A 24,142-nucleotide genomic window follows, 5' to 3' on the forward strand; every position below is an offset into this window, starting at 1 on the left:
CATTCAGTCAGACTCCATTACGCGACGGAATCAGAACTCCCTGTGCTCGCGGTAGAACTTGATGAGCGACTGGGTGGACGCATCCTGCTGAGCGAGCGCCTCGTCGTCCTTGGAGATCGCCGGGGTGATCTGCTTGGCGAGCTGCTTGCCGAGCTCGACGCCCCACTGATCGTAGGAGTCAAGGCCCCACACGGTGCCCTCGACGAAGGTGATGTGCTCGTACAGGGCGATGAGCTCGCCGAGCGAGAACGGGGTCAGCGCGACACCGAAGATCGAGGTGGTCGGGCGGTTGCCGGTGAACACGCGAGCCGGGACGATCTCCTCCGGGGTGCCCTCGGCGCGGACCTCGTCGGCGGTCTTGCCGAACGCGAGCGCCTTGGTCTGTGCGAAGTAGTTGCCGAGGAACAGCTCGTGCACGTCCTGGTCGCCGTCCTTGGTCGGGTTCGGCGTGTTGACGAACGCGATGAAGTCGGCCGGGATGAGCTGGGTGCCCTGGTGGATCAGCTGGTAGAAGGCGTGCTGGCCGTTGGTGCCCGGCTCGCCCCAGAAGATCTCGCCGGTCTCGGTGGTGACCGGGGTGCCGTCCCAACGCACGGACTTGCCGTTGGACTCCATGGTCAGCTGCTGCAGGTACGCCGGGAAGCGGTGCAGGTACTGGTCGTACGGCAGCACGGCGTGCGAGGCGGCCTTGAAGAAGTTGCGGTACCAGACGTTGAGCATGCCGAGCAGCACGACGACGTTCTTCTCGAACGGGGTGTTGGCGAAGTACTCGTCGATCTCGTGGAAGCCGTGCAGGAACTCCTCGAAGCGGGCCGGGCCGAAGACCACGGCGAGGGAGGTGCCGACGGCGGAGTCGACGGAGTAGCGGCCGCCGACCCAGTTCCAGAAGCCGAACGCGTTGGCCGGGTCGATGCCGAACTCGGCGACCTTCTCCAGGTTGGTGGAGACGGCCACGAAGTGCTTCTTGATGGCTTCGGCGCGCTGGGCCTCGTCGCCGGAGGCGATGGCGCCGTTGGCCTCGAGCTCCTCGAGCAGCCAGGTGCGGGCCTCGCGGGCGTTGGTCAGGGTTTCCAGCGTGGTGAAGGTCTTGGAGACAATGATGAACAGGGTGGTTTCCGGGTCGAGGCCCTTGGTCTTCTCGGCCAGATCGTTCGGGTCGATGTTGGAGATGTAGCGGGCGGAGATGCCGGCGTCAGCGTACGGCTTGAGCGCCTCGTACGCCATGACGGGACCCAGGTCGGAGCCGCCGATGCCGATGTTGACGACGGTCTCGATCTTGCGGCCGGTGATGCCGGTCCACTTGCCGGAGCGGACGTCGTCGGCGAACGCGTAGATCTTGTCGAGGGTTTCACGCACGTCCTTGACGGTGTCCTGGCCGTCGACGATGTACTTGCCCTCGTCCTCGACCGGGCGGCGCAGCGCGGTGTGCAGCACGGCGCGATCCTCGGTGTTGTTGATGTGGACGCCGGAGTACATGGCCTTGATGCGGTCGCCCAGCTTGACCTCGTCGGCGAGGAAGGTGAACAGGCGCAGGGTCTCCGGGGTGATCAGGTTCTTGGACAGATCGAAGTGCAGGTCGCCGGCGTCGAAGCTGAGTTCCTTGACACGGTCGGGGTCCTCGGCGAACCACTTCTTGAGGCTGATACCCTCAGCCTGCAGCTCGTCGTAGTGCTTCTGCAGCGCAACCCACGCCGGGGTCTTCGTGGCGTCGATAGGAGGATTGATGGCCATAGGTGTTGGTCCTTTCATCATCACATAGCGAAGCGGCGCGGCGCTTCGGCCAACCTGACGACGGCCGAATGCCACTCCGGTTACTTCACCTCACAAGATACTCACAAAAGCCGACATAATCACACAAAACAACGATCCGACAACGTAATCGTGAACGGCAAGCAAACGATCGCAATACAACAGGCCACAGCATCACGTCCGGTCATGCACATCAACTGGTACAACGACGGCATCCGGCGCACAACACGCATCACGACACACCGACAATCGCACGATTTGGCAAAACCGGAACCATGCTGTATGCTTTCAGTCTTGTGCGCGGAAAGCGAATGCGATCCGGGCAACAAGCCACTTTAGCTCAGTCGGTAGAGCGGCTCACTCGTAATGAGCAGGTCGACAGTTCGATTCTGTCAAGTGGCTCCCTCCACAACCCCGGTCCAACAGCCGGGGTTTTTGCATATCCCGCCGCGTATCCCGCCACGCTCACCCGCAGCGTCCATCCAGTCAGCGGACGAAACCCGAACAGATCATCCGTCGTCAGGCGGGCAGCAGAAACTGCACGCCGGTCATCAGGCAGATCGCGACGATCGCGGACGCGGCGAGCGTGAACCCGGCGAGTTTCGCGTTGCCGAGCACACGGTCGGTGAACAGCGTCGAGAACACGGCCGTCGGCGCAAGCGCAAGCATCACCACGGCCTTGCGCACGTCCGCGTCGAACGGCAGCGCAAACCATGCGACCGCCGCGAACGCGATCCCCAGCGGCAGTCGCCACGCGAGCACGCGCAGCACGTCGCGCACGTCCTTGCCGGTCTGCGGCAGGTCCATCAACATGCCGACCATGAACACCGAACAGAACGAGTTCGCGTTCGCCACCGGGTCGAGCAGCGTGGGAATGAACGCGGGAATCGGAATGCGGCAGAACATCACGACCAGCATGAGCATGTAAATGTCGAACGGCACCGACGTGAGGAAGCCCTTCGCGATCTTGCGCAGCTTCGCGCGACGGGCGAGACGACGGGCGTCGCGGTCCTTCGGACGCGTGTACGGCAGCGTGGGCGCGTTGCCCGCGTGCTGTTCGGTGATCGGCTTATCCATGTCGATGTGCAGCATGGACGTGGTCATCACATTCGTGCCGGCCGTGACCATGACCGAATTGCCGATGTCGAACATGGAGGCCGTCACCAGCGCGGACGGTCCCATGAACGCCTGCAGCACGGGAAAACAGAAATTGCCCACGTTGAAGCCGGACGCGTTGAGCATCAGAAACGCGCGGTCGGCGGCCGGCTTATGCCGCGAGGCGAGGAACGTGAGCGGCAACGGCAGCAACGCACACAGAAACGCAAATCCGGAGATCAGCAGCATGTTCAGATGATGCGGATTCGTCGCGAACGAGACGATGATCGACGCGGGCAGCGTGAAGTCGAACACGACGACCTGCATGACGCGATAGTCACGCGGACGGAACAGTCCGGCGCGCTTGACCAGATACGCGGCGAAGATGATGAGCAGGAACGCGATGGGCTTGAGTATGGCGGACATGCTTCGGATTCCTCTCCCGTGCTCGACCCGGCCCGGGCGGGTGCGGCGGACGCCGCGTCACGCGGAGAAGTCGGGGAAGTGCGCGCGATGGGACTCGAACCCACACGTACAAGACACAGGAACCTAAATCCTGCGCGTCTACCAATTCCGCCACGCGCGCGCAAGTCGCCAATCTAGCATGAGCCCTGCCTTACGCGCCACAACCACCGTGCGGCGCAACGCGCGAATCGAAGCCGCCCTGCGTCGGCCCGCACCGCGGGAACGATCACAGGACGGTCGCAGGACGGTCGCAGAAACGCCGCTCCCCTACCGCTTCAGCAGCTTGTGCGCCAGCTGCTTGACCGCGTACCGCACCGGCATGACCGGCAGATTGAACTCGCCCGGCATCTCCTCGACGTAGCCCTCGAACCCCTGCTTGAATTCGAGCACGCCGCGGCCCGGATCGTCCGGATCGTCGAAGATACCGTCGATGCCGTAGAAGTTGTACCGGTCCACGCCACGTTCGAGGCACTGCATCATCACGTGATGCTGGATCGCGGTGGGCGCGTAGAACTTCGCATACTTCTCGTCGCTGCCGGAGAACAGGTACACGCATTCGCGCCGGTGCCAGACGAACAGCCCGGCCGCGACCGGCACGCTGGATCCGTCCTGCTCGATGTACTCGTGCGCCTTCTCGACGCGCTTGAGCGACGCCTCGTACGTGGAGCGCGCGGTGGCGATCTTCTTGTTGACCGTGTCCGGGTATTTGGTGGTTTCCAGCGAACGCTCGAGCTTGTCGATGTCCTTGAGGAAGCCGTCGCGCTTGCGCTTCCACGAGGCGAGGTACTCGTCCATGTCGATCGAGGCGACGAGGAACTCGGCCTGGTCGCCGAACGCGTCGAAAATGGCCTCGAAATACGACAGCGGACGGTTTTCGAACCCCTGCTTTTCGCAGCTCAGCTCGCAGATATGGTGGAACACGTCCAGCTGGTCGCGGCGCAGCTTGTCCACGTGCACCGCGCTGTTACGGGCGATTTTCACGTTGCGGCGCGTGTTTTTGGCGTAGGAGTCGAGCAGCGCCTTCTCGTCCTTGAAGCCGGACAGGTCCTTGACGTAGCGCCAGCGCGGCACGGCAACGTATCCGGTGGTGAAGCCGGCGTGTTCGAAACCGTTGGCCTTGAGCGTGTCGACGGTTTCGTCGTCGGGCGCGCCGCCCTGATCGGCCGGCAGTTCGCCGCCGAACGAGTCGCGCAGACGGTACGGCAGTTCGGGCGTGATCTCGAGCTGGGCCGCGCCTTTGGCCTTGGCGTGCCGCTTGAGCTGTTCGACGAGGAATTCGACCAGTTCGCGGTCGTGATAGTCGCACAGCGGGCCGTCATGGATGGCCGCGAACGTGGACAGGCGCGAACGGTGCGTTTCGAACAGCATGGCCGCGACGATGTCACCGTGCTCCTTGACGGCGAGGTATTCGACATCGACGCTTTGGCCGGCGCGCAGGCGCCCCATGGCCGAGGTCTGCTGGAAGTTGCCCTGCGGGTGCGACGCGGAGAACGCGTCGAATTCGTCCGGGGTGAGCGTGGCGAGAGTGAACGAGCGCACTGGTGGGAACCGTCCTTTGACTCGAAGTCTGACTCGATATGCCGCACGGCTGATCGTTGCCGGCCCATCGCCGGTGCCGTGCGGATTGCTCAGCCGATATTAGCACCGGCGTGCCGTGTGCGCCCGGGTCCTCGCCCGAGCGCACATCCTCTTCACACCGACGGCACCGGCGTTTCGCACCGGCCAAGCGGCCTTGCGCCGGTTTGTGTCGGAGCGCGCCGGCTTGCGTCTAGCGCAGCAGTCGTTCGACGGCCGGCACGAGCGCGCGCAGGGCCTTGCCGCGGTGCGAGATCGCGTTCTTTTCGGCCGGTTCGAGTTCGGCGCTGGTGAGCTTACCGTCCGTGCCGTCGGTCGCGGCGCGCGCCGGCTGGTCGTCGGGTTCGAACAGCGGGTCGTAGCCGAAACCGTGCTCGCCGCGCGGTTCGCGGATGATACGACCGGTCATGTCGCCGATTTCGACGACCTGTTCGGCGATCGGATAGCGGTGTTCGAGTTCGGCTTCGACCGCCGGCGAGTCGGACGCGACGACGACCGGAATCTCGTCCGGCAGCGCGTCGACCTGCGGCACGACGAGCGCGGCGGCGCAGCGGAAGCGCGCGGTGCGCTTGTCGTCGGGGATGTCGGCGATCTGGGCGAGCAGCAGCGCGTTGTTCGCCGCGTCGTCGCCGTGGCGGCCGGCCCAGCGCGCGGACAGGATGCCAGGCGCGTTGCCCATCACGTCGACGATCAGGCCGGAATCGTCGGCGATGGCCGGACAGCCGGTGCGTTCGGCCACGTCGCGCGCCTTGAGCAGCGCGTTCTCCTGGAACGTGACGCCCGTTTCGACCGGGTCGGGCAGGTTCAGGCTGCCGGCGGAGACGAGGTCAATGCGCTCCGCGTCCGTGCCAAAGTCCGCTGCGAGGATGCGGCGGATTTCGGCGAGCTTGCCTTCGTTGTGCGTGGCGACGATGAGTTTCACGAGTGCCTCCGTACGATTCAGTCCTGTGCGAGGGCAGCCTGTTGGGCGGCCTGCAGCTCGCGGTTGCCCTTTTCCGCAAGGTCGAGCAGCGTGTTGAGCTCGGCGCGGTTGAACGGGCGGTGTTCGGCGGTGCCCTGGATTTCGATGAACGTGCCGGAGCCGGTCATCGCGACGTTCATGTCGGTCATCGCGCGGCTGTCCTCCGGGTAGGGCAGGTCGAGCATCGGCGTGCCGTCGATGATGCCGACCGACACGGCCGACACGACGTCCTTGAGCACGCGGTCGGCGGACTTGATGTGCTTGTTCCGCTCCGCCCAGCGCATCGCGTCGACGAGCGCCACGTACGCACCGGTGATCGACGCGGTGCGGGTGCCGCCGTCGGCCTGCAGCACGTCGCAGTCGATCTGCACCATGTTCTCACCAAGCGCCTTCATGTCGACAACGCCGCGCAGGCAACGGCCGATGAGTCGGCTGATCTCGTGCGTGCGGCCGCCGATCTTACCCTTGACAGACTCGCGGTCGGTGCGCTCCGCGGTCGCGCGCGGCAGCATCGAGTATTCGGCGGTCACCCAGCCGAGTCCGGAATCCTTGCGCCAGCGCGGCACGCCGGGCGTGAACGTCGCCGTGCACATGACACGCGTGTTGCCACATTCGATGAGCACCGAGCCTTCCGGCACATCGGTGAAGTGACGGGTGATACGCACCGGACGGAGCTGGTCGACTACGCGACCGTCGCCGCGCAGCACGGTATCATTTCCAAGCAAATCTTTGATCTGAGCCATGAGGCCCAACCTAGCACCAGCCGGCGAAGCGGGAGCACGCTATGCGACCGGGCGAAGCGGCGTGCGGTCGCTCATCCGAGCAGCGGTTTGGCCGGCTCGATGCGGTCGATGACGAACAGGACGAGCGAGACCGCGAAGAACGCGCCCGCCAGTTCGAGGCAGTTGATGCCGAACTGCTGCCAGCCGAGCGCCTTGAGGTCGATGAACGCGTACGGGTACGGGTTACCGCCGGCGGCCGGGCCAGAGCCGAGCAGGGTCGGGGCGAGCCACGCGCGGCCCATGACGAACGCGAACCAGACCGGCACGTAGATCAGCCAGCTGAACATGTAATGCCATTGGAACCGCCGGTGCGGGTCGAAGAGCAGGAAATCGGCCACGGCCATGATCGGCGCGATGCGGTGGAGCATCGTATTGGTCATGATGCCAAGTATCTGCGGCACGTAGTTCGGATCATCCGGCGGCATGAGCAGGAACGCGACAACCGCGGTGACGACCGCGTACAGGGTCACCACGCCCTTGAGCCACGCCGGCGGCTGGATGCCCTTGAGAATGGTGGCCGCGCCCGCCCACAGCATCACGAAGCCGAGCACGGCCCCGGTCTGGAACGTGAAGTACACCCACAGCACCGGGCGCTGCCACGCCTCATACGTGCCCACGAAGCACAGCGCGGCGATCGCCAGCCGCCACAGACCCGCGAAGAATCTCATACCGGCCAGTCTACGCGCACGGGCGCGCTTGCGGGAACCAGCCGGGTTCGGCGGACGGCTCCGTTGCCGGAGCGCGGGCGGAGCGAGTAGGCTGGGAGCAACCGAAACGAGGGAGATTCCATGGACTATTCACCGGCCCTGATGACCGACATGTACGAATACACGATGCTCGACGCGACGCTGCGCGACGGGACGGCGAACCGCAAGTGCGTGTTCGAGGTGTTCACGCGCCATCTGCCGGAAGGCCGCCGCTACGGCGTGGTGGCCGGCACTGGGCGCATCCTCGACGCGCTCGAACGCTTCCATCTGGACGACGAGGACCTGCGATTCCTGTCCGACCGCAAGGTGGTGAGTCCCGAGACGATCAAGTGGCTTGAAAACTTCCGTTTCTCCGGATCGATCAAGGGCTACCGGGAGGGCGAGATGTTCTTTCCGAACTCGCCGATCCTGCAGGTCGAGGGCACGTTCGGCGAATGCACGCTGCTCGAGACGCTGATCCTGTCGATCCTCAACTACGATTCGGCCGTCGCCTCCGCCGCCTCGCGCATGGTGTCGGCCGCCAAGGACCGCCCGTGCATGGACATGGGCGGACGCCGCACCAACGAGTGGGCCGCGGTCGCCGCCGCGCGCGCCGCCGTCGTGGGCGGGTTCAAGGGCACGGCCAACCTGCTCGCCGCGCAGATGTACGGGCTCAAGGCCATCGGCACCGCCGCGCACTGCTTCACGCTCGTGCACGACTCCGAACGCGACGCGTTCCAGTCGCAGATCAACGCGCTCGGCAAAAACACCACGCTGCTCGTCGACACGTACAACATCGAGGAAGCCGTGAAAACCGCCGTGGAAGTGGCCGGACCGGAACTCGGCGGTATCCGCATCGATTCGGGCGATCTCGCCTCGCTTGCCCAACGCGTGCGCAACCAGCTCGACGCGCTGGGGGCGACCAACACGACCATCACCGTCACCAACGACCTCGACGAATACGCGCTCGCCGCGCTGCAGACCGCGCCCGTCGACTCGTACGGCGTGGGCACGATGCTCGTGACCGGCTCGGGCGCGCCGACGTGCGCAATGGTATACAAGCTCACCGAACGCGAGAACGCGGACGGCGTGATGCAGCCGGTCGCCAAGAAGTCGAAGAACAAGGCGACCGTGCCCGGCCGCAAGCTCGCCTACCGTTCGTACGAGTACAATCTCGCCGACTGCGAGCACGTGATCTCCGGCTCGGAGGACGCGCTCGCCGCCTACCGCCCGGCCGACGGATGGAAGAACCTTCTCGTCGACTTCGTCGACCACGGTCGGATCGACCCGCAATGGCAGGGCCACGACGCGATCACGGCCGCGCACGAGTACCGCGCGAAGGCGCTCGCCGAACTGCCGATCACCGCGCAGTCCCTGATGAAGGGCGAGCCGGTGATTCCGACCGAGACCACCGTCTTGTGAGGACCTCCGCCGACTCGTATTACCGGGTCACGGGATGGCAAAACACACCATTGTTCCATCCCGTGATTTTGCGTACGGTCACGCGATGGAATTGACCCGCTCCAAATTCATCACATGCCCACCAAATCCGGGTTGGCAAGGTCACGCGATGGAATTGACCCGTTTCAATCCATCGCGTGATCGGATTACCGAGTCACGCGATGGCAAATACCTCGTTCATTCCATCGCGTGAACAACCTGACCGGGTGAAATCGAACCCGGCAAGAGGCGCATCGCCCTACTTCATCATCTCTTCGTAGATGCGCTTGCAGTCGGGGCAGACGGGGTACTTGGACGGGTCGTGCTTCGGCACCCACACCTTGCCGCACAACGCGACCACCGGACGGCCGGTCATGCGCGACTCGGCAATGCGATCCTTGGACACGTAGTGCGCGTAGCGGTCCGCGTCGCCGCCATCGTCGCGCTGCGTCTGCTCCTTGGTCTCCGGGCGTTCGAGCACGGCCGTGCCGGGACCCGGGTCCGGCGTGGACAGGGGCGAGACCGGATCGGCCAGATCACGCGCATCGCCGGTCATCATCGCAGCCGTCATCGTCTCAGCAGACATATCGCATACTCCATCCTCGTGGGCAACAATCATCCCCATGATAAGACCGTTTTCGCCTTCCGCCAACGGCTTTCCGGACCACCGCATGGTATTGGTCGCGTTCGTACGAACATGTCCGCACGAACGTCCGGCACGCAACCCATGGGTCCTCCTCCCATGCGTGCGAATGCAGGTTCCGTCGGCTCGCGCGACCGACCCGGCATCCGCACGCACAACACGCGCCGCAACCGCCGGCAAAACCCGCGCCGAACTCGCCGCGACGGGGTACGCTATGGTCTTATGACTATCGCAGTGTGTCCAGGATCGTATGACCCCGTCACCGCAGGGCATTTGGACGTAATCGAACGATGCGCGCACTTCTTCGACGAAGTGCATGTGGTGGTGGCGGTCAACGCCGCGAAAACGCCGATGTTTCCGGAATCCACGCGCGTCGAGGTGATCCGCCGCGCCATCGCCAAGGACGGGTATTCGAACATCACCGTCGCCTCGACCGACGGGCTCATCACCGACTATTGCAAGCGCGTCGGCGCGACGGTGATCGTCAAGGGCCTGCGCCAGAACGGCGACTACGAGGCAGAGCTCGGCATGGCGCTCGTCAACCGCAAGCTCGCCGGCATCGAAACGCTGTTTCTGCCGGCCGATCCAATCCTCGAGCACATTTCCAGCTCGATCGTCAAGGACGTGGCGCGCCACGGCGGCGACGTGACCGGCATGGTGCCGGACTGCGTGGTGCCGATGCTCACGGAAGCGTTGCGCCGCGAACGCGTGCGGCGCGAAGGAGGGGAATGATCATGACCGATGATGCCGTAAACGACAGCACAGGCGGCCAGACCGAGGCGAATGCCACGTACGGTACGCCGACGTCGGACGCAACCGGACAGGCCGCGGCGAACAACGCGGGATCGTCGTACGCCGCGGGATACGACGGTTCCACGAACGGCACGTCATACGCGGACGCGAGCGCGACGGACGCGCAGCCTGCGCAGTCCGAAACGCAGCCATTCCAGCCGTTCCGCCCGATGCCGGTCAATCCGAACGCCGATCCGGCCGCGTATCAGCCAGCCGATCAGCCGATCGATCCGTCCGTCTACCAGCAGGCCGGACAGTCGTATGCGCAGGACGCGCAGTCCACGGGCGCATCGTCGTCGAACGCGATATCCGACGCGAATGGTGCGAACGGCGACGCCGGACAGGCCGACGGCCAGACGGACGCAAACGGCGCGAACCGCCCGGCGTTTCTGATGGACTCGCTGCCAGACCTGCGCGAACAATCCGGCGACGGTTCGACCGACGGCGACACGGACGGTGCGAACCCGCGCGACGAGTTCACCACCGTGTACGACATCCTCGACCAGATGGAATCCATGCTGGAAGAGGCGAAGACCAGTTTCTTCGCGCCAGGCGTAGTAAAAGTGGACCGCGATGAGTTCGTCGGTCATCTCGACGATCTCAAGAAGATGCTGCCCGTGCAGCTCGAACGCGCGTCCGCGCTCATGCGCGAGGCGGAGCGCCGGCTCGAATCCGCGCAGACGCAGGCGAACGCGATCATCGCCTCGGCGCAGAGCCGCGCGGCCGACATGGTCAAGGACGCGAACGACCAGGCGCAGTTCCTCGCCGGCCAGGAAAACGTGACCGAACTGGCCCGCCAGAAGGCGCGCGCGATCCTCGACCAGGCGCAGGCCAAGGCCGACCGGCTCACGCAAGGCGCCGACAAGTACTGCACGACCGTCATGGAGGGCCTCCAGCAGCAGCTCGGCAAGCTCGACCGCGACGTGCAGGCCGGACTTAATGTACTGTATGAACGCCAGCGCACCGCCGGCGAACAACTCCCCCATCTGAACAACAACGACTATCCGGAAAGCTGAACCATGCCCCGTCCTGAATATTCCCCGTGGGCCGTGTCCGTGGCGCAGGTCGCGTCGCGCGCCGGCCAAAGCAAGCCCATCGACGCCGTGTTCCCCGCGCCCAGCGGCATCGGCGACAACATCGTCGGCATTCCGGAAGGCTCCGACGTGCACGTGGTCGGCTCGTTCGACTCGATCGTCGACGGCCTGATCCTGACCGCGCGCATCAGCGCGCCGATCAGCACGGAATGCACGCGCTGCCTCAAGCCGATCAACAAGGACTGGACGGTGGACGTCACCACGTTCTTCCCGTACGAGTCGGCCAGCGCCGACGGCAGGCACGGCGGCCGCGGACGCGACGACGACAAGGGCGAGGTGGACATCATCGCCGGCGAGGACGAGTCGGAGGACACGTATCCGCTCACGCCGGACGGCGCGTTCGCCGACCTCGAGGCGCTGATCCGCGACACGCTCGCCGAATCGCTGCCGCTGCAGCCGCTGTGCCGCGAGGACTGCCTCGGCCTGTGCCCGCAGTGCGGCGCGGATCTCAACGAGGATCCGGACCATCACCACGACGTGGTCGACGAACGGTTCGCCTCGCTGGCGGCGCTCAAGGCGAAGCTCGAGTCAGGCGAATAGGCCACCCCTCTTGGCTCCCCCTTGCCAGGGGAGCTGTCGGCTTTGCCGACTGAGGTGTAGGCATACCCGTCGCATCGACGACTTGGAAGACTCCCCGAGTGCCCTGACTGGACTTTGTACGCCCGGTGCGCTAAGATACCGAACGCTTAAGCTCAATCGTTCGATCGAAACAGAGGAATACAAATGGCACTGCCTAAGTACAAGACCTCGCGCGCCAACACGCACTCGCGCCGCGCGAACTGGAAGGCGTCTGCTGTGCAGACCGTCAGCTGCCCGAACTGCGGCGCTCCGTCGTTGCCGCACATGGCCTGCCCGAACTGCGGCAACTTCCGCGGCCGCACCTACCGTGAGGCCATCCGCTCCGCCCACACCAAGTGAGCCTGAGTTCGCGGTAACCAAGCGATAAGAAAGCCCTGCCATCGACGGGTGGCGGGGCTTTTTCGTATCCGCGGCCGGGACCGCAGGCGTCCGCGGCGGCCACTGTCCGCGCTCCGGGCTAGATAAGGTGACCATGACCGCAGAAGCAACCCAGGCATCATCGCAGAACACGAATCACGCCGCGCAGCACGACACGCGACACGCAACGCCGGCACCGATCAGCCCGACCAACGTGCTGCTCGAAGCGCTGGGCACCACGATCAGCCCCGAACTGCTCGTGCAGGCGCTCACCCACCGCTCGTTCTCGCACGAGCACCCGGGCGCCCCGAACTATGAACGCCTCGAATTCCTCGGCGACGCGGTGCTCGAACTCGTCTCCACGGAAACACTGTTCACCGCCCACCCGGACATGACCGAAGGCCAGTTGGCGAAAATGCGCGCCAAGGCCGTGTCCGAAGAGTCGCTGAGCGCGATCGCGCGCACTAAGCTGCACGTCAGCCCATACATTCTGCTCGGCCACGGCGAAGCGAAGGAGGGCGGCGCGGAGAAAAGCTCCATCCTGTGCGACATCGTCGAATCGCTCATCGGCGCGACGTTCCTCGAACACGGCATCGACGGCGCGCGCGAGGTGATCCACCGGCTCATCGACGACACGCTGGCCGAAGTCGCGACCGAAGGACCGGCACTCGACTGGAAGACGTCGCTGGAAGTCAAGTCGCACGGACTCGGCAAGGGCGATCCGCACTACCGCATGTCCGTAATGGGACCGGAGTGCGCGCAGATCTTCACCGCGCGCGTCACGCTCGGCGACGACGAGGAAACCGTGTGGGGCGTCGGCAAGGGCTCCAGCAAGCGCAAGGCGCAGCTGGCCGCGGCCGAAGTCGCGTGGAAGGCGCTCGACAAGTAGCTTCCCACGCAGCCGACCCAGCCAGCATATGGCGAAGAATCGCCGTATCTCAGCGCCTGTGATTAGGATGGGGTGAATCATCGCCCGGCATCCCGCGCGCGGGGCCACAAGCGCCGCGACCGCGGGCGAGGCCGGCCGCCGTCGAACGAGCCGATCATCCTGCGGCCGTCGCACGGCGCGCGCACCTTCACGATCACACAGTCGATTACGAGAAGTTGAGAGGAACCATGGCGACACCAACGCCCCTTCAGGCATTCAGCGGCGTGCCGAAAACGCACGCGGACGACACGCAGACCATTGTCGACGGCGAGAAGATGACCGGCGCGCAGGCGCTGGTCCGCGCGCTGGAGGACCTGGGCGTTCAGGACGTCTTCGGCCTTCCCGGCGGCGCGATCCTGCCCGTCTATCACGCGATCAACGACGACACGAAGTTCCGCTTCACGCTCGTGCGCCACGAGCAGGCCGCCGGCCACGCCGCCGAAGGCTACGCGGTGGCGACCGGCCGCGTGGGCGTGTGCATTGTCACGTCTGGCCCGGGCGCAACGAACATGATCACGCCGATCGCCGACGCGAACATGGACTCCGTGCCGCTCGTCGTCATCACCGGCCAGGTCGGCGTGAACGCGATCGGCACCGACGCGTTCCAGGAAGCCGACATCGTCGGCGCGACCTACCCGGTCGTCAAGCATTCGTATCTGGTCACGCGCGCGCAGGACATCCCGCGCGTCATCGCCGAAGCGCACTACATCGCGCGTTCCGGCCGCCCCGGCCCGGTCGTCGTCGACCTGACCAAGACCGCGCAGGTCGGCGAAATGTACTATTCGTGGCCGCAGCGCATGATCCTGCCCGGCTACAATCCGATCACCAAGGCGCACGGCCGCGTGCTGTCGGACGCGGCGAAACTGTTCGCCCAGTCGTACCGCCCCGTGTTGTACGTCGGCGGCGGCGCGTCGCGCTCCAACGCGTCCAAGGAAGTCGCCGAACTGGCCGAAATCACCGGCGCTCCGATCGTGACGACCCTGCCGGCGCGCGGCATCGTGCCGGACGACAATCCGAAGAACCTCGGCATGCTCGGCATGCACGGTACCGTCGCGGCGACGGCCGCCGCCCAGCGCTGCGACCTGCTCGTCGCGATCGGCGCACGCTTCGACGACCGCGTCACCGGCAAGCTCGACGCGTTCGCACCTCTCGCACGCGTCATCCACATCGACATCGACCCGGCTGAAATCGGTAAGAACCGCGCGCCGGACGTGCCGATCGTAGGCGACGTGGCGACCGTGCTCAACGATCTCATCCCCGAAATCAAGCGCTCGCAGGCGATCGGCGGCAAGCCGAACCTCAAGCCGTGGTGGGACGAGCTCAATGCGCTGCGCGAGAAGTACACGATCCACTACGACGAGCCGGAGGACCAGCCGACCGACGGCACACTGCAGCCGCAGTGGGTGGTCGAGCAGCTGTCCAAGATGGCCGACCCGTCGACGATCTGGGTGTCGGGCGTGGGCCAGCACCAGATGTGGGCCGCGCAGCTCATCGACTTCAAGAAGCCGCATTCGTGGATCTCCTCCGGCGGCCTCGGCACGATGGGCTTCGGCCTGCCGGCCGCGATCGGCGCGCAGGTCGGTTCCGCGCGCGACTTCGGTGGCAAGAAGCCCGTGTGGCTGATCGACGGCGACGGTTCGTTCCAGATGACCAGCGAGGAGCTGGCCACCACGTTCCACGACCACACGCCGGTCAAGATCGCGATCCTCAACAACTCCGTGTACGGCATGGTCCGCCAGTGGCAGACGCTGTTCTACGACCAGCACTACTCGCAAACCAACCTGCTTGACGGCGAGGCGCACAACGAAGCCGAAGAGGGCACGCCCGAATTCTTCGACGTGCCGGACTTCGTGAAGCTGGCCGAGGCGTACGGCTGCGTCGGCATGCGCGCGTTCACGCAGGAGGAGGCCGTCGAGGCGATCCGCAAGGCGAACGAGATCAACGATCGCACGGTGCTTATCGACTTCCGCGTCTGGAAGGACGCGATGGTGTGGCCGATGGTCGCCGCGGGCGCGTCGAACAACGACGTGACGTACCGTCCGGGCACGCAGCCGCTGCGCCCGCAGGGCGAGGCCGGCGCCGTCGAGCTCGGCGAGGCCGGTTTCTAAGGTTCGTTCGTTCGCGAAGGGTTAAGGAGAAATCTCTCATGGCTAACTATCCCGCTTCCCAGCCCGGCGCCAAGCGCCACACGCTGTCCGTGCTCGTGGAGAACCGCCCCGGCGTGCTGGCCCGCATCGCCGGCCTGTTCGCCCGCCGCGCGTTCAACATCGACTCGCTGTCCGTCTCCCCCACCGAACGCCCGGACATCTCGCGCGTGACGGTCACGGCCGAGGTGGACGATCTGCCGCTCGAGCAGATCATCAAGCAGCTCAACAAGCTGCTGCACGTGCTCAAGATCGTCGATCTGGACCCGGACACGACCGTGGAGCGCGAGCTGGTGCTCATCAAGGTCGCGGCCGACCAATCGAACCGTTCCGACGTGCTCGAGATCGTGCGCCTGTTCCGCGTGCGCGTGGTCGACGTGAACCCGGAGTCGCTGACGATCGAGGCGACCGGCGCGGAGGGCAAGATCGACGCGCTGCTCGGACTGCTTGATCACTACGGCATCATCGAACTGGTGCGTTCCGGTGCGGTTGCGGTGACGCGCGGCCCGCGCGCGCTGGCCGAGAAGGTCGTCGGCTCGGAGATCACCGGCCGCTGACGTTCTCTTTCTGGCTTCGGCTCGCTGCCGTTGCACTGTTACAGGCTCCTCGCTTATGGGCTCCCCGCCCGGGCGAGGAGCCTTTTCGTTGCCTCCATTGCTTCCACACCAAAATGCAAGAGTTCTTGTTGATTTATACAAGATTTGTTGTACAATGATTCTTGTGAAATAGGGCGGGTGATCATCGCCCGCCGATCCAGCAAGGAGGTCACCATGACCAACACACGGCACCACGCCGATCTCACGCAGTTGCGCGCAGTATCGCATCCGACTCGCATCCGCATCATGAACATGATGGAACCCGGCAAGGCATGCACCGTGGGCGACATCGCCGAACGCATCGGCGAATCGGCGGGCACCATCAGCTATCATCTCAGGCAGCTCGCCAAGGCCGGACTCGTCGAGCAGGTCCCCTCCCCCGACGGCGACGCGCGCAAAAGCTGCTGGCAGGCCAGCACGCCCAAACTCATCGTCAACGCGGACGGCGACACCGACCAGGCGTCCGTCGAAGCCCTCGCTCAATCCGCGTCCACCGCGACCACCGAAGCGCGACTGCGCTACTATCGCGCGGAATCGTCGTTGCCCGAACCGTGGCGGCACTCGTTGGACAGCATGTCGATCATCCGACTGACCGACGAGGAATTCAGCCAGATGCAGCAGGAACTGCTGACCGTCGCCAACAAGTGGATCAACACGGTCGGCGACCGGCACACCGAAGGCGACGGCTCAGAACAGGTCATGGTCGCACTGTCCGCCTTCCGCTATCTGGCGTAAAGGAGCGGATCATGAACGGCATAGACAACAGCATCTCCCCCGCACGCGCTACGCACGCCTCGCTGTGGCGCAATCCGCAGTACCGCGCGTGGTTCACCGCCGACACCGCGTCCGCGATAGGCCTTGCAATGAAGGGCTTCGCGATCTCACTGGTCGCCTTCTCGCTCACCAAATCGCTACCCACGGCCGGCTGGCTGACCACGGCAAGCCTGATCGCCGCGCAGACCGCCGACGTGTTCGGCGGCACGCTGGTTGACCGGCACCGTCGCAAGCGGCTCATCATCCTCAACGCCATATGCGGCACGGTGCTGTGGGGCGCGGTGTTCGCACTGCTGGCGAGCGGCCTGCTCACGTTCCCCATGTTCGCCGTCGTCATCGTCGTGGCGTCCACAATCAACGGCCTGCTTGGCAACGCGACGAACGCGATGCTACGTTCGATCATTCCAACTTCCGACTATCCGAAGGCGCAGAGTCTCAATCAGGGGCGCGATTCGGTGATCAGCCTCGCCGGCTCTCCGCTCGGCGGCGTGCTGTATGCGTTCGGAGCGTGGGTGCCGTTCGCCGTCGCGTCGATCATGTACGCGATCGCTGGAATCAGCGCCGGCATGCTGCACGTCGACGAGCATGTGCGCAGCGCGATCCGGCGCGATGACGGCGAGCGCGACGCGCGCGGCTCGTTCGTCGACGATTTCGTCGCGGGATGGCGTTGGACGCTGCGCCGACGCACGCTGATGGCGATGAACGCGATCGCCGCGCTGCTCAATTTCGGCGTCAACGGCATATTCGAGGCCGTGCAGCTGCAGTTGGTCGGCTCCGGCGTGGATTCGGTGCGTATCGGTTTCGTGTCGACGGCCGTGGGCGCGGGCATGCTGATCGGCGCGGTGATCGCGGCGCGCGTGTGCGACCGGCTTGCCGTGGGCACCGGATTGGTCGTCATGTCGGTGGCCGCGCTGGCGACGCTGGCTCCGATGATCGTCAGCCACGCTTATCCGGTGATGCTCGTCTCGTCGCTGCTGTGTGGTCTGCCAGTACCGACGATCAACGCGCTGCTCATGGGCTTCATTTTCGCCAAAGTGCCGACCGACATGCAGGGGCGCGTCGACTCGTCGTCGAATCTGATCTGCATGCTGCCGACGATGTTCTGCTCGGCGATCGCCGGATCACTGCTGCCTGCGATCGGCTTCCGCGCGACCGTCACACTGTTTCTAGCCGCCCTGGCCGCCAATGTGGCGATCGTGCTCGCCATGCCGGCCGTACGTTCGATTCCGGCCGCCGATCATTGGAATGAGGCCGAACTGTAGCGGAAGGACTGTAGCGGACGGACGGCAATCGCTCCCGTTACCCCACGCAACATGCCGACACTGCGACACATCGCGTCTGCTAGCATAATGATAGCAATAGTTGACAGCAATGCTAGCAAGGAGGTGGATATGGGCACCCTCACCATTCGCAGGATCGATGACGACGTGCTGGAGAAATTTAAGGAAATGGCCCGGCGCAACAACCGCTCCGCCGAGGCGGAGGCACGATCGCTGCTGGAAGAGGTCACGGCGGAGTACATGGCACGAAAGATCATGACGTCGGCCGATCTCGTGGCGGAAATGCACCGACTGCTTGAAGACGACGGATTCGATGACGACGAGGATTTCGTGCCGCCGCGCAATACCTACGATCGCGAACCTCGACCGGTGGATCTGGGAGACGACCATGATCATTCTTGACACCAATGTGATCAGCGAGATCATCAGCAAACGATCGCCTGACCGCAATGTGGAGGATTGGGTGATTGCAACGTCCTTGCATGAGATGCACCTCACCAGTATCACCATTGCCGAACTGCTGTACGGGCTTGCATTGCTGCCCGAATCGCGCAGGCGATATCGGTTGGAGCACACGGTTCTCGCATGCGTGGACACGTTTCAGGAACGGACATTGCCGTTCGACAGGCAAGCCGCGCCGTATTACGGTTCCATCGTCGCAACGCGCCGCAAGATCGGCCGACCGATCGGCGTGCAGGATGCGATGATCGCGGCGATCGCGCGGTCACGCGGGGCGACGTTGGCCACGCGCAACGTCAAGGATTTCGAACACACCGGCGTCACGCTCGTCAATCCTTGGGAAAACAGCGAGTCAGCTGCATGAACCAACGGCATTGGCGGCCGCCATGCAAGGCAAAGGCCGGCGGTGATCGCCGCCGGTGCAGCCACGCGTCCGGATGGCGACCGGCGATAATCCAGCATTTACAAATTCACTCGTCCACTGTTTCTCCGTCTTCCGCGCCGTCATCCGCGGAATCTGCCTCCACCTCGGCCACAGCCTCTTCGGGAGTGTACAGGCCAAGCGGTATAAAGACGAAGCCGAATTGGTACCGATGCCACATCATGAGGGGGATGAACAACACCTGTTCGATCATTTCACGGGTGGGCAGACTTCGTTCATCAGCGAGCAGCGTGGTCTGGTAACTCACTTCTCCGCTGTGAAAGTCGATTTGAAAACCTCCCATTTCCCCTGAAGCGTCATTGATGCGGCATACGTATTCGGTAAGTACCTGCAATGTCTCCTTGTCCGAAAAATCGATCCTGAACTCGGAAGCTAAGGCAATGACTTTGATCCGATCCGTTCCGACGACGACGAGCACCAAGACGGAATCGATCGAGCAATCGTCGCCGAGCCCATACCCATACATGATCATGCCCTTGTCGGGTCGCTCCTCATAACATGCCTGATCGGCATCGAGGACATCCTTCACAAGAGCGTAGAGTGCGGTGGAGTAGTCAGCCATAATGATGTTCCTTTCATCAACATTTCGTTACACCACTCATAACCGGACAATCCAGCGCCGACACGCCGCCGCACTGCGTCATCCCGCTACTCGAGCTGTTCGGACAATTCCATCCATTCGGCGGTCAGCTCGTCGGATTCTTCGGCGATGGCCTTGAGCTGCTCGTTGAGCTTGTTGAGGCCCTCGTAGTCGCTCGGGTCGTGCGAGGCCATCTGCGATTCGAGATCGGCCTTCTGCTCTTCGAGCTTGGCGAGCTTGCGGTCGATGGCGGCTACGCGCTTGCTCGCGTCGTGGAACGCCTTACCGGTGAGCTTGGGTGCCGATTCGCCGGAATCACCGGCATCCTGCCCAGCCGCAACGTCGGCGGCATCGGACGAAGCCCCGGAAGCTACGGCGGAACCGGCACCGCCCTTGCCCTTCTTCTTGCCGTACGCCGGCTCAAGCGACGGCAGCGGCTTGCCGTTCTTCAGATCCTCGACCATGTCGAGATAATCCTGCACGCCGCCGGGCAGATGCCGCACCTTGCCGCCGATGAGCGCGAACTGTTCGTCAGTGACGCGTTCGAGCAAGTACCGGTCGTGCGAAACGACGATCAGCGTGCCCGGCCACGTGTCGAGCAGATCCTCCATCACGGCGAGCATATCGGTGTCCAGGTCGTTGCCGGGCTCGTCCATGATGAGCACGTTCGGCTCGTCGAGCAGGATGAGCAGCAGCTGCATGCGGCGCTTCTGGCCGCCCGACAGGTCGCGGATCGGCGTCATGAGCTGCGCGGACTCGAAGCCGAGCCGTTCCATGAGCTGGCCGGGCGTGACCTCCTTACCGTCGACGATGTAGCTCGGCTTGTAGCGCGACAGCACTTCCTTGATCTTGTACTTGCCGAGCTTCTCCAGCTCGTCGAGCCGCTGCGAGAGCACCGCGAACCGCACGGTCTTGCCGATGTTCACATGGCCGACCGTCGGCGTGAGCGTGCCGTCGAGCAGGCGCAGCAGCGTCGACTTGCCCGCGCCGTTCGCTCCGACGATGCCGATGCGGTCGCCGGGGCCGATCAGCCACGTCACGTCGTCGAGGATCTTGCGTCCGGTGACGGTGATTTTGCGTGCGGCGGACGTCGCGTCGGCGGCCGATTCGACGTCGTCCGCGCCGATCGTCTCGCCACCGGTCAGGCGACGTCGCGTCGCGCGGTCGGCGTCGTCTATCGCGGCAGTGCCGGCCTCGACGCGAGCCTGTTCGGCCGCCTTGCGCACCTCCTCGGCCGCTTCGATCGCTTCCGGCACGCCGGCGTCGACGAGTCGCGGATCGTCCATGTCGGTCACGGCGACTTCGACCGAACCGTGCACCTGCGGTTCGGCGTACATCGGGCGCACCACATCCACGCGCGACGCAGAATCGGCCATCGCGGCCACGTCCGGGTCGATGGCCGCCGCAGCGTCCGCGACCGAACCGTCCACGCTGCCCTGCACGTGTTCGAAAATCTGCGTCACGTCGATCAGGTCCACGACCTGCTTGCCGAGTCGCGAGGTCGCCATCTGCTTGAGTTCGAGCGTATTGCGCACCGGCGGCACGTCGGCGATGAGCTCACGCGCGGCCTTGACGTGGAATTTCTGCTTGGTGGAGCGGGCGCGAGCGCCGCGGGTAAGCCATGCGAGCTCCTTGCGGGCGAGGTTGCGGCGCTTCGTTTCGCGCACGTCGGCCTGACGGTCGCGTTCGACGCGCTGCAGCATGTACGCGGAGTAGCCGCCCTCGAACGGCTCGATCAGGCCGTCGTGGACCTCCCACATGGATTCGCACACCTCGTCGAGGAACCAGCGGTCGTGCGTGACGAGCAGCAGCGCGCCCTCGCCGCGCGACCAGCGGTTCTTGAGGTGTTCGGCAAGCCAGTGGATCGTCACCACATCCAGATGGTTGGTCGGCTCGTCGAGCGCGAGGATATCCCAGTCGCGCAGTAGCAGACGTGCCAGATCGGCGCGGCGGCGCTGACCGCCCGACAGTGATCCGATCTTCGCGTCGAGGCTCATGCCGCCAAGCAATGCTTCGACGATTTCGCGCGAACGGGTTTCGGCCGCCCATTCGTAGTCCGCGCGCCCCTCCAGCGCGGCTTCGCGGATCGTGGCGTCGTCGTCGAGCGGATCACGCTGGTCGAGCATGCCGAACGTGAGCCCGTTGCGCTTGGTGACGCGGCCCGAATCCGGTTCCTGCGTGCCGCGGAACAGGTGCAGCAGCGTGGATTTACCGTCGCCGTTGCGGCCGACGATGCCGATGCGGTCGCCCTCGAATACGCCCTGCGTCACATCGGTGAAGATGGTTTTGGTGGCGAAGGCGAGCGAAACGTGTTCCAATCCAATATCGTAAGTCGGCATAATCCACTAACTTAGCGGCACCACCGGGCATCGGTCCGGCGGCGTTCGCCGACCGTTCAGCCGAGCGTTTTCGCGTATGTGTTGCAGCGCGCGGCGAACCCGGAGAACACCTGTTCGGCAAGCGGCTGTAGCTGCGGGTCGTTGGCGGCGAACGCCTCGCGCAGCTGCGACTTGGAACCGCCGGCCGCCTTGAGGTCCTTGACCATGGACGGCTCGGCAAGCCACTCTTCGAGGATCGGTGCGCTGACCTCGAGATGGAACTGGAGTCCCAGCGCGGAGGCGAAACGGAACGCCTGTACCTTGGTGCCGGCCGAGCGAGCGAGCAGCTGCGCGTCGGCGGGCAGGCCGACCACGTCGTTGTGCCAGTGGAGCACGTTAATCTGCTTGTCCCACATGGAGAAGTAGTCGTGCTTGTCGACGCGTTTGATCGGGCCGAAGCCGATTTCCGGCGCGTCGCCGCGGCTCAGCTTCGCGCCGAGCGCGGTGGCGATGATCTGATGACCGAGGCACACGCCGAGCACCGGCTTGCCTACGCTCACGGCGGCCTTGGCGAGTTTCGCTTCGACCTTGAGCCCCGGATACTCGTCGTAGTCGGTGGCGCCCATCGGCCCGCCCATGATGACCACGCCGGCCACCTGGTCGAAGTCGGGCAGGTCGGGCTTCTTCTTTTTGGCGATGTTCAGGGTGAGCGTATCCAACCCCAGCTCTTCGAGGTTCGTCAAAATGCGCCCCGGCTTCTCCCACGGGACGTGCTGCAGAATCAACACTTGCGGTTGCGTCATGGTTCCTATTGTGACATCACCCACGTAAAGCGAATTCGACGTTTCGCGTCGCCGCGTCAGCCTCCGGCCGGCTTCCGGTCAGCTTCGGGCCGAAACCGGGCGTGGAAATGCCGCGCATGTCGGCCAATCTGAATACGCTTTTGCAGTATGACAGAAGCTCAAGAAGCGCATGATTCCAACATTTCCAGCGTCCAGTCCACGTCCGGCACCACCGCCGGCCGCGACTCGGCCCCCACCGTGGCGAAGGCCGCGGCCGATCTGAAGCTGTACGACACGGCCACGCACGCCGTCGCGCGTTTCACGCCGATCAAGCCCGACAAGGTCGGCATCTACGTGTGCGGCGCGACCGTGCAATCGTCGCCGCACATCGGCCACATCCGCGCGGCCGTCGCGTTCGACGTCATCCGCCGCTGGTTCCTCAAGCTCGGCTACGACGTCACGTTCGTGCGCAACGTGACTGACATCGACGACAAGATCCTCGACAAGGCCGCGGCCGCGGGCCAGCAGTGGTGGGCGCGCGCGTACCACTACGAGCGCGAGTTCACGCAGGCGTACGACACGCTCGGCGTGCTGCCGCCGACGTACGAGCCGCGCGCGACCGGCCACATGATCGACATGATCGACCTGATCCAGAAGATCATCGACAACGGCCACGGCTACGTGGTGCGCGACGCGGACGGCAATCCGACCGGCAACGTGTACTTCGACGTGCCGAGCTGGCCGCACTACGGCGAGCTGACGCACCAGAAGCAGGGCGCCGCGGAAGCAGACGAGGCGGCGGCCGTGGCCGACCGCATGGGCCCGAGCGTGGACGCGGCGGGCGACGACAAGTACAATCCGGTCGATCCGGCCGACATGTCGCCCGACAAGCATGATCCGCGCGACTTCGCGCTGTGGAAGGCGCCGAAGGACACCGATCCGCTCGACGCGCGCTGGAACACGCCGTTCGGCGTGGGTCGCCCGGGCTGGCACATCGAATGCTCGGCGATGAGCCACCGTTATCTCAAGGACATGTTCGACATCCACGGCGGCGGTCTCGACCTGCGTTTCCCCCATCACGAGAACGAGATGGCGCAGACGCGCGCGGCCGGCTACGATTCGGCGGCGCACTGGATGCACTCGGCGTGGGTGACGGCCAAGGGCGAGAAGATGTCGAAGTCGCTGGGCACGGGCCTGTCGGTGCCTTCCGTGTTGGCCGAGCACTCCGCGTGGGTGGTGCGCTATGCGCTCGGTTCGGTGCAGTACCGTTCGATGCTCGAATGGTCCGATCAGGCGCTGGTCGAGGCGCAGGCCGCGTACGACCGCGTGTCGAACTTCATCGAGCGTGCGGGCGTCGCGCTGGGCGAGCAGCCGTCGCGCGACGAGATTGCCGCCGTGCGCGCGGATGATCTGCCGGCCGATTTCGTCGCGGCGATGAACGACGACTTCAACGTGTCGGGCGCGACCGCGGCGGTCTTCACGGCGGTGCGCAACGGCAATACGCTGCTCTCTCAGCTGGCCGACCGCGCCGATTCCGATGCGGCGAAGGCGGAGGTGCGCGAGGCACTCGTGTCGGTGCGCGCGATGCTCGACACGCTGGGCCTTGACCCGCTGGCCGAGC

The 24,142-nt window shown here is 64.9% G+C and carries 22 protein-coding genes, 2 tRNA genes and 2 pseudogenes; 14 read left to right on the forward strand and 12 right to left on the reverse strand.

All coding sequences use genetic code 11. From position 1 onward, the window contains the following. Positions 1–30: 30 nt before the first annotated feature. Complete coding sequence (pgi, locus tag BBIA_RS08075; RefSeq protein ID WP_033494547.1) at positions 31–1,731, reverse strand: glucose-6-phosphate isomerase; 1,701 nt, start codon at positions 1,729–1,731, stop codon at positions 31–33. A 347-nt stretch (positions 1,732–2,078) separates the two neighbouring features. Here pgi and BBIA_RS08080 point away from each other — a divergent pair. Then, positions 2,079–2,151 (forward strand) — tRNA-Thr (locus tag BBIA_RS08080). A gap of 117 nt (positions 2,152–2,268) precedes the next feature. Here BBIA_RS08080 and BBIA_RS08085 read toward each other — a convergent pair. The 6 genes from BBIA_RS08085 to BBIA_RS08110 form a co-directional block, all read right to left on the reverse strand. Further along, positions 2,269–3,270 carry an AEC family transporter gene (locus BBIA_RS08085; RefSeq protein WP_033494548.1) on the reverse strand — a complete coding sequence of 334 codons (1,002 nt, stop codon included), beginning with the start codon at positions 3,268–3,270 and terminating at the stop codon, positions 2,269–2,271. A gap of 79 nt (positions 3,271–3,349) precedes the next feature. Beyond that, positions 3,350–3,430 (reverse strand) — tRNA-Leu (locus tag BBIA_RS08090). A 146-nt stretch (positions 3,431–3,576) separates the two neighbouring features. After that, positions 3,577–4,848 (reverse strand): aminoacyltransferase, encoded by a 1,272-nt coding sequence (locus tag BBIA_RS08095; protein ID WP_033494549.1) that lies wholly within the window; start codon positions 4,846–4,848, stop codon positions 3,577–3,579. Between the two features lie 229 nt (positions 4,849–5,077). After that, on the reverse strand, positions 5,078–5,806 hold the full coding sequence (locus BBIA_RS08100; protein WP_033494550.1) for a non-canonical purine NTP pyrophosphatase: 729 nt from the start codon (positions 5,804–5,806) through the stop codon (positions 5,078–5,080). 17 nt (positions 5,807–5,823) lie between these two features. Next, positions 5,824–6,588 carry a ribonuclease PH gene (rph, locus tag BBIA_RS08105; RefSeq protein ID WP_033494551.1) on the reverse strand — a complete coding sequence of 255 codons (765 nt, stop codon included), beginning with the start codon at positions 6,586–6,588 and terminating at the stop codon, positions 5,824–5,826. A 71-nt stretch (positions 6,589–6,659) separates the two neighbouring features. Beyond that, entirely contained in the window at positions 6,660–7,295 is a 636-nt protein-coding gene (locus BBIA_RS08110) for a Pr6Pr family membrane protein (RefSeq protein ID WP_033494552.1), read from the reverse strand. 120 nt (positions 7,296–7,415) lie between these two features. On the opposite strand from BBIA_RS08110, the gene BBIA_RS08115 reads away from it, so the two are divergent. Beyond that, a complete protein-coding gene (locus BBIA_RS08115; RefSeq protein ID WP_033494553.1) occupies positions 7,416–8,735 on the forward strand; it encodes a nicotinate phosphoribosyltransferase in 1,320 nt (439 codons plus the stop codon). A 277-nt stretch (positions 8,736–9,012) separates the two neighbouring features. On the opposite strand, the gene BBIA_RS08120 is transcribed toward BBIA_RS08115, so the two are convergent. Beyond that, positions 9,013–9,309, reverse strand: a complete 297-nt coding sequence (locus BBIA_RS08120; RefSeq protein ID WP_420796694.1) for a DUF3039 domain-containing protein — start codon at positions 9,307–9,309, stop codon at positions 9,013–9,015. A gap of 309 nt (positions 9,310–9,618) precedes the next feature. Between BBIA_RS08120 and coaD the strand changes: the two genes are divergently transcribed. The 11 genes from coaD to BBIA_RS08175 all read left to right on the forward strand — a co-directional run bounded on the left by coaD (position 9,619) and on the right by BBIA_RS08175 (position 18,763). After that, positions 9,619–10,128 carry a pantetheine-phosphate adenylyltransferase gene (coaD, locus tag BBIA_RS08125; protein ID WP_033494715.1) on the forward strand — a complete coding sequence of 170 codons (510 nt, stop codon included), beginning with the start codon at positions 9,619–9,621 and terminating at the stop codon, positions 10,126–10,128. A 230-nt stretch (positions 10,129–10,358) separates the two neighbouring features. Next, positions 10,359–11,204, forward strand: a complete 846-nt coding sequence (locus tag BBIA_RS08130) for an ATP synthase subunit B family protein (protein ID WP_420796695.1) — start codon at positions 10,359–10,361, stop codon at positions 11,202–11,204. Between the two features lie 3 nt (positions 11,205–11,207). Next, entirely contained in the window at positions 11,208–11,822 is a 615-nt protein-coding gene (locus BBIA_RS08135; RefSeq protein ID WP_033494555.1) for a YceD family protein, read from the forward strand. A 183-nt stretch (positions 11,823–12,005) separates the two neighbouring features. Continuing rightward, the gene (gene rpmF, locus BBIA_RS08140; protein ID WP_033494557.1) at positions 12,006–12,200 is read left to right on the forward strand and encodes a 50S ribosomal protein L32; all 195 of its coding nucleotides are present in this window, start codon (positions 12,006–12,008) and stop codon (positions 12,198–12,200) included. 133 nt (positions 12,201–12,333) lie between these two features. After that, positions 12,334–13,107, forward strand: a complete 774-nt coding sequence (rnc, locus tag BBIA_RS08145; protein ID WP_081892176.1) for a ribonuclease III — start codon at positions 12,334–12,336, stop codon at positions 13,105–13,107. A 227-nt stretch (positions 13,108–13,334) separates the two neighbouring features. After that, the gene (locus tag BBIA_RS08150; RefSeq protein ID WP_033494559.1) at positions 13,335–15,254 is read left to right on the forward strand and encodes an acetolactate synthase large subunit; all 1,920 of its coding nucleotides are present in this window, start codon (positions 13,335–13,337) and stop codon (positions 15,252–15,254) included. 38 nt (positions 15,255–15,292) lie between these two features. Then, a complete protein-coding gene (ilvN, locus tag BBIA_RS08155) occupies positions 15,293–15,847 on the forward strand; it encodes an acetolactate synthase small subunit (protein WP_033494561.1) in 555 nt (184 codons plus the stop codon). Positions 15,848–16,060: 213 nt separating this feature from the next. Then, positions 16,061–16,621, forward strand: a complete 561-nt coding sequence (locus BBIA_RS08160; RefSeq protein WP_051923912.1) for an ArsR/SmtB family transcription factor — start codon at positions 16,061–16,063, stop codon at positions 16,619–16,621. An 11-nt stretch (positions 16,622–16,632) separates the two neighbouring features. Next, the gene (locus BBIA_RS08165) at positions 16,633–17,922 is read left to right on the forward strand and encodes an MFS transporter (protein WP_051923913.1); all 1,290 of its coding nucleotides are present in this window, start codon (positions 16,633–16,635) and stop codon (positions 17,920–17,922) included. A gap of 129 nt (positions 17,923–18,051) precedes the next feature. Then, entirely contained in the window at positions 18,052–18,342 is a 291-nt protein-coding gene (locus tag BBIA_RS08170; RefSeq protein ID WP_033494563.1) for a FitA-like ribbon-helix-helix domain-containing protein, read from the forward strand. Beyond that, positions 18,329–18,763, forward strand: coding sequence for a type II toxin-antitoxin system VapC family toxin (locus BBIA_RS08175; protein ID WP_033494564.1), 435 nt, complete (start codon positions 18,329–18,331; stop codon positions 18,761–18,763). The genes BBIA_RS08170 and BBIA_RS08175 overlap by 14 nt, the downstream gene beginning before the upstream one ends. Positions 18,764–18,869: 106 nt before the next feature. Here BBIA_RS08175 and BBIA_RS08180 read toward each other — a convergent pair whose 3' ends face one another. The 4 genes and pseudogenes from BBIA_RS08180 to BBIA_RS08190 form a co-directional block, all read right to left on the reverse strand. Continuing rightward, positions 18,870–19,403, reverse strand: coding sequence for a hypothetical protein (locus BBIA_RS08180; RefSeq protein ID WP_033494565.1), 534 nt, complete (start codon positions 19,401–19,403; stop codon positions 18,870–18,872). An 86-nt stretch (positions 19,404–19,489) separates the two neighbouring features. Further along, positions 19,490–20,515 (reverse strand): annotated as a pseudogene (locus BBIA_RS15250) (ATP-binding cassette domain-containing protein); the annotation flags it as partial. Positions 20,516–20,646: 131 nt separating this feature from the next. Beyond that, positions 20,647–21,760: pseudogene (locus BBIA_RS15255) on the reverse strand (ABC-F family ATP-binding cassette domain-containing protein); the annotation flags it as partial. Between the two features lie 56 nt (positions 21,761–21,816). Continuing rightward, positions 21,817–22,542, reverse strand: a complete 726-nt coding sequence (locus BBIA_RS08190; RefSeq protein WP_033494567.1) for a type 1 glutamine amidotransferase — start codon at positions 22,540–22,542, stop codon at positions 21,817–21,819. A gap of 147 nt (positions 22,543–22,689) precedes the next feature. On the opposite strand from BBIA_RS08190, the gene cysS reads away from it, so the two are divergent. Beyond that, a partial coding sequence (cysS, locus tag BBIA_RS08195; RefSeq protein WP_035138246.1) for a cysteine--tRNA ligase occupies positions 22,690–24,142 on the forward strand: 1,453 nt, incomplete at its 3' end.

It is taken from the genome of Bifidobacterium biavatii DSM 23969 (assembly GCF_000741165.1).
Classification (GTDB): Bacteria; Actinomycetota; Actinomycetes; order Actinomycetales; family Bifidobacteriaceae; genus Bifidobacterium; species Bifidobacterium biavatii.

Coding starts and splice junctions, on each gene's coding strand:
- pgi (WP_033494547.1), bottom strand. CDS start 1,731: ATGGCCATCAATCCTCCTATCGACGCCACGAAGACCCCGGCGTGGGTT.
- BBIA_RS08085 (WP_033494548.1), bottom strand. CDS start 3,270: ATGTCCGCCATACTCAAGCCCATCGCGTTCCTGCTCATCATCTTCGCC.
- rph (WP_033494551.1), bottom strand. CDS start 6,588: ATGGCTCAGATCAAAGATTTGCTTGGAAATGATACCGTGCTGCGCGGC.
- BBIA_RS08110 (WP_033494552.1), bottom strand. CDS start 7,295: ATGAGATTCTTCGCGGGTCTGTGGCGGCTGGCGATCGCCGCGCTGTGC.
- BBIA_RS08115 (WP_033494553.1), top strand. CDS start 7,416: ATGGACTATTCACCGGCCCTGATGACCGACATGTACGAATACACGATG.
- BBIA_RS08120 (WP_420796694.1), bottom strand. CDS start 9,309: ATGACCGGCGATGCGCGTGATCTGGCCGATCCGGTCTCGCCCCTGTCC.
- coaD (WP_033494715.1), top strand. CDS start 9,619: ATGACTATCGCAGTGTGTCCAGGATCGTATGACCCCGTCACCGCAGGG.
- BBIA_RS08130 (WP_420796695.1), top strand. CDS start 10,359: ATGCCGGTCAATCCGAACGCCGATCCGGCCGCGTATCAGCCAGCCGAT.
- BBIA_RS08135 (WP_033494555.1), top strand. CDS start 11,208: ATGCCCCGTCCTGAATATTCCCCGTGGGCCGTGTCCGTGGCGCAGGTC.
- rpmF (WP_033494557.1), top strand. CDS start 12,006: ATGGCACTGCCTAAGTACAAGACCTCGCGCGCCAACACGCACTCGCGC.
- rnc (WP_081892176.1), top strand. CDS start 12,334: ATGACCGCAGAAGCAACCCAGGCATCATCGCAGAACACGAATCACGCC.
- BBIA_RS08150 (WP_033494559.1), top strand. CDS start 13,335: ATGGCGACACCAACGCCCCTTCAGGCATTCAGCGGCGTGCCGAAAACG.
- ilvN (WP_033494561.1), top strand. CDS start 15,293: ATGGCTAACTATCCCGCTTCCCAGCCCGGCGCCAAGCGCCACACGCTG.
- BBIA_RS08160 (WP_051923912.1), top strand. CDS start 16,061: ATGACCAACACACGGCACCACGCCGATCTCACGCAGTTGCGCGCAGTA.
- BBIA_RS08165 (WP_051923913.1), top strand. CDS start 16,633: ATGAACGGCATAGACAACAGCATCTCCCCCGCACGCGCTACGCACGCC.
- BBIA_RS08170 (WP_033494563.1), top strand. CDS start 18,052: ATGGGCACCCTCACCATTCGCAGGATCGATGACGACGTGCTGGAGAAA.
- BBIA_RS08175 (WP_033494564.1), top strand. CDS start 18,329: ATGATCATTCTTGACACCAATGTGATCAGCGAGATCATCAGCAAACGA.
- BBIA_RS08180 (WP_033494565.1), bottom strand. CDS start 19,403: ATGGCTGACTACTCCACCGCACTCTACGCTCTTGTGAAGGATGTCCTC.
- BBIA_RS08190 (WP_033494567.1), bottom strand. CDS start 22,542: ATGACGCAACCGCAAGTGTTGATTCTGCAGCACGTCCCGTGGGAGAAG.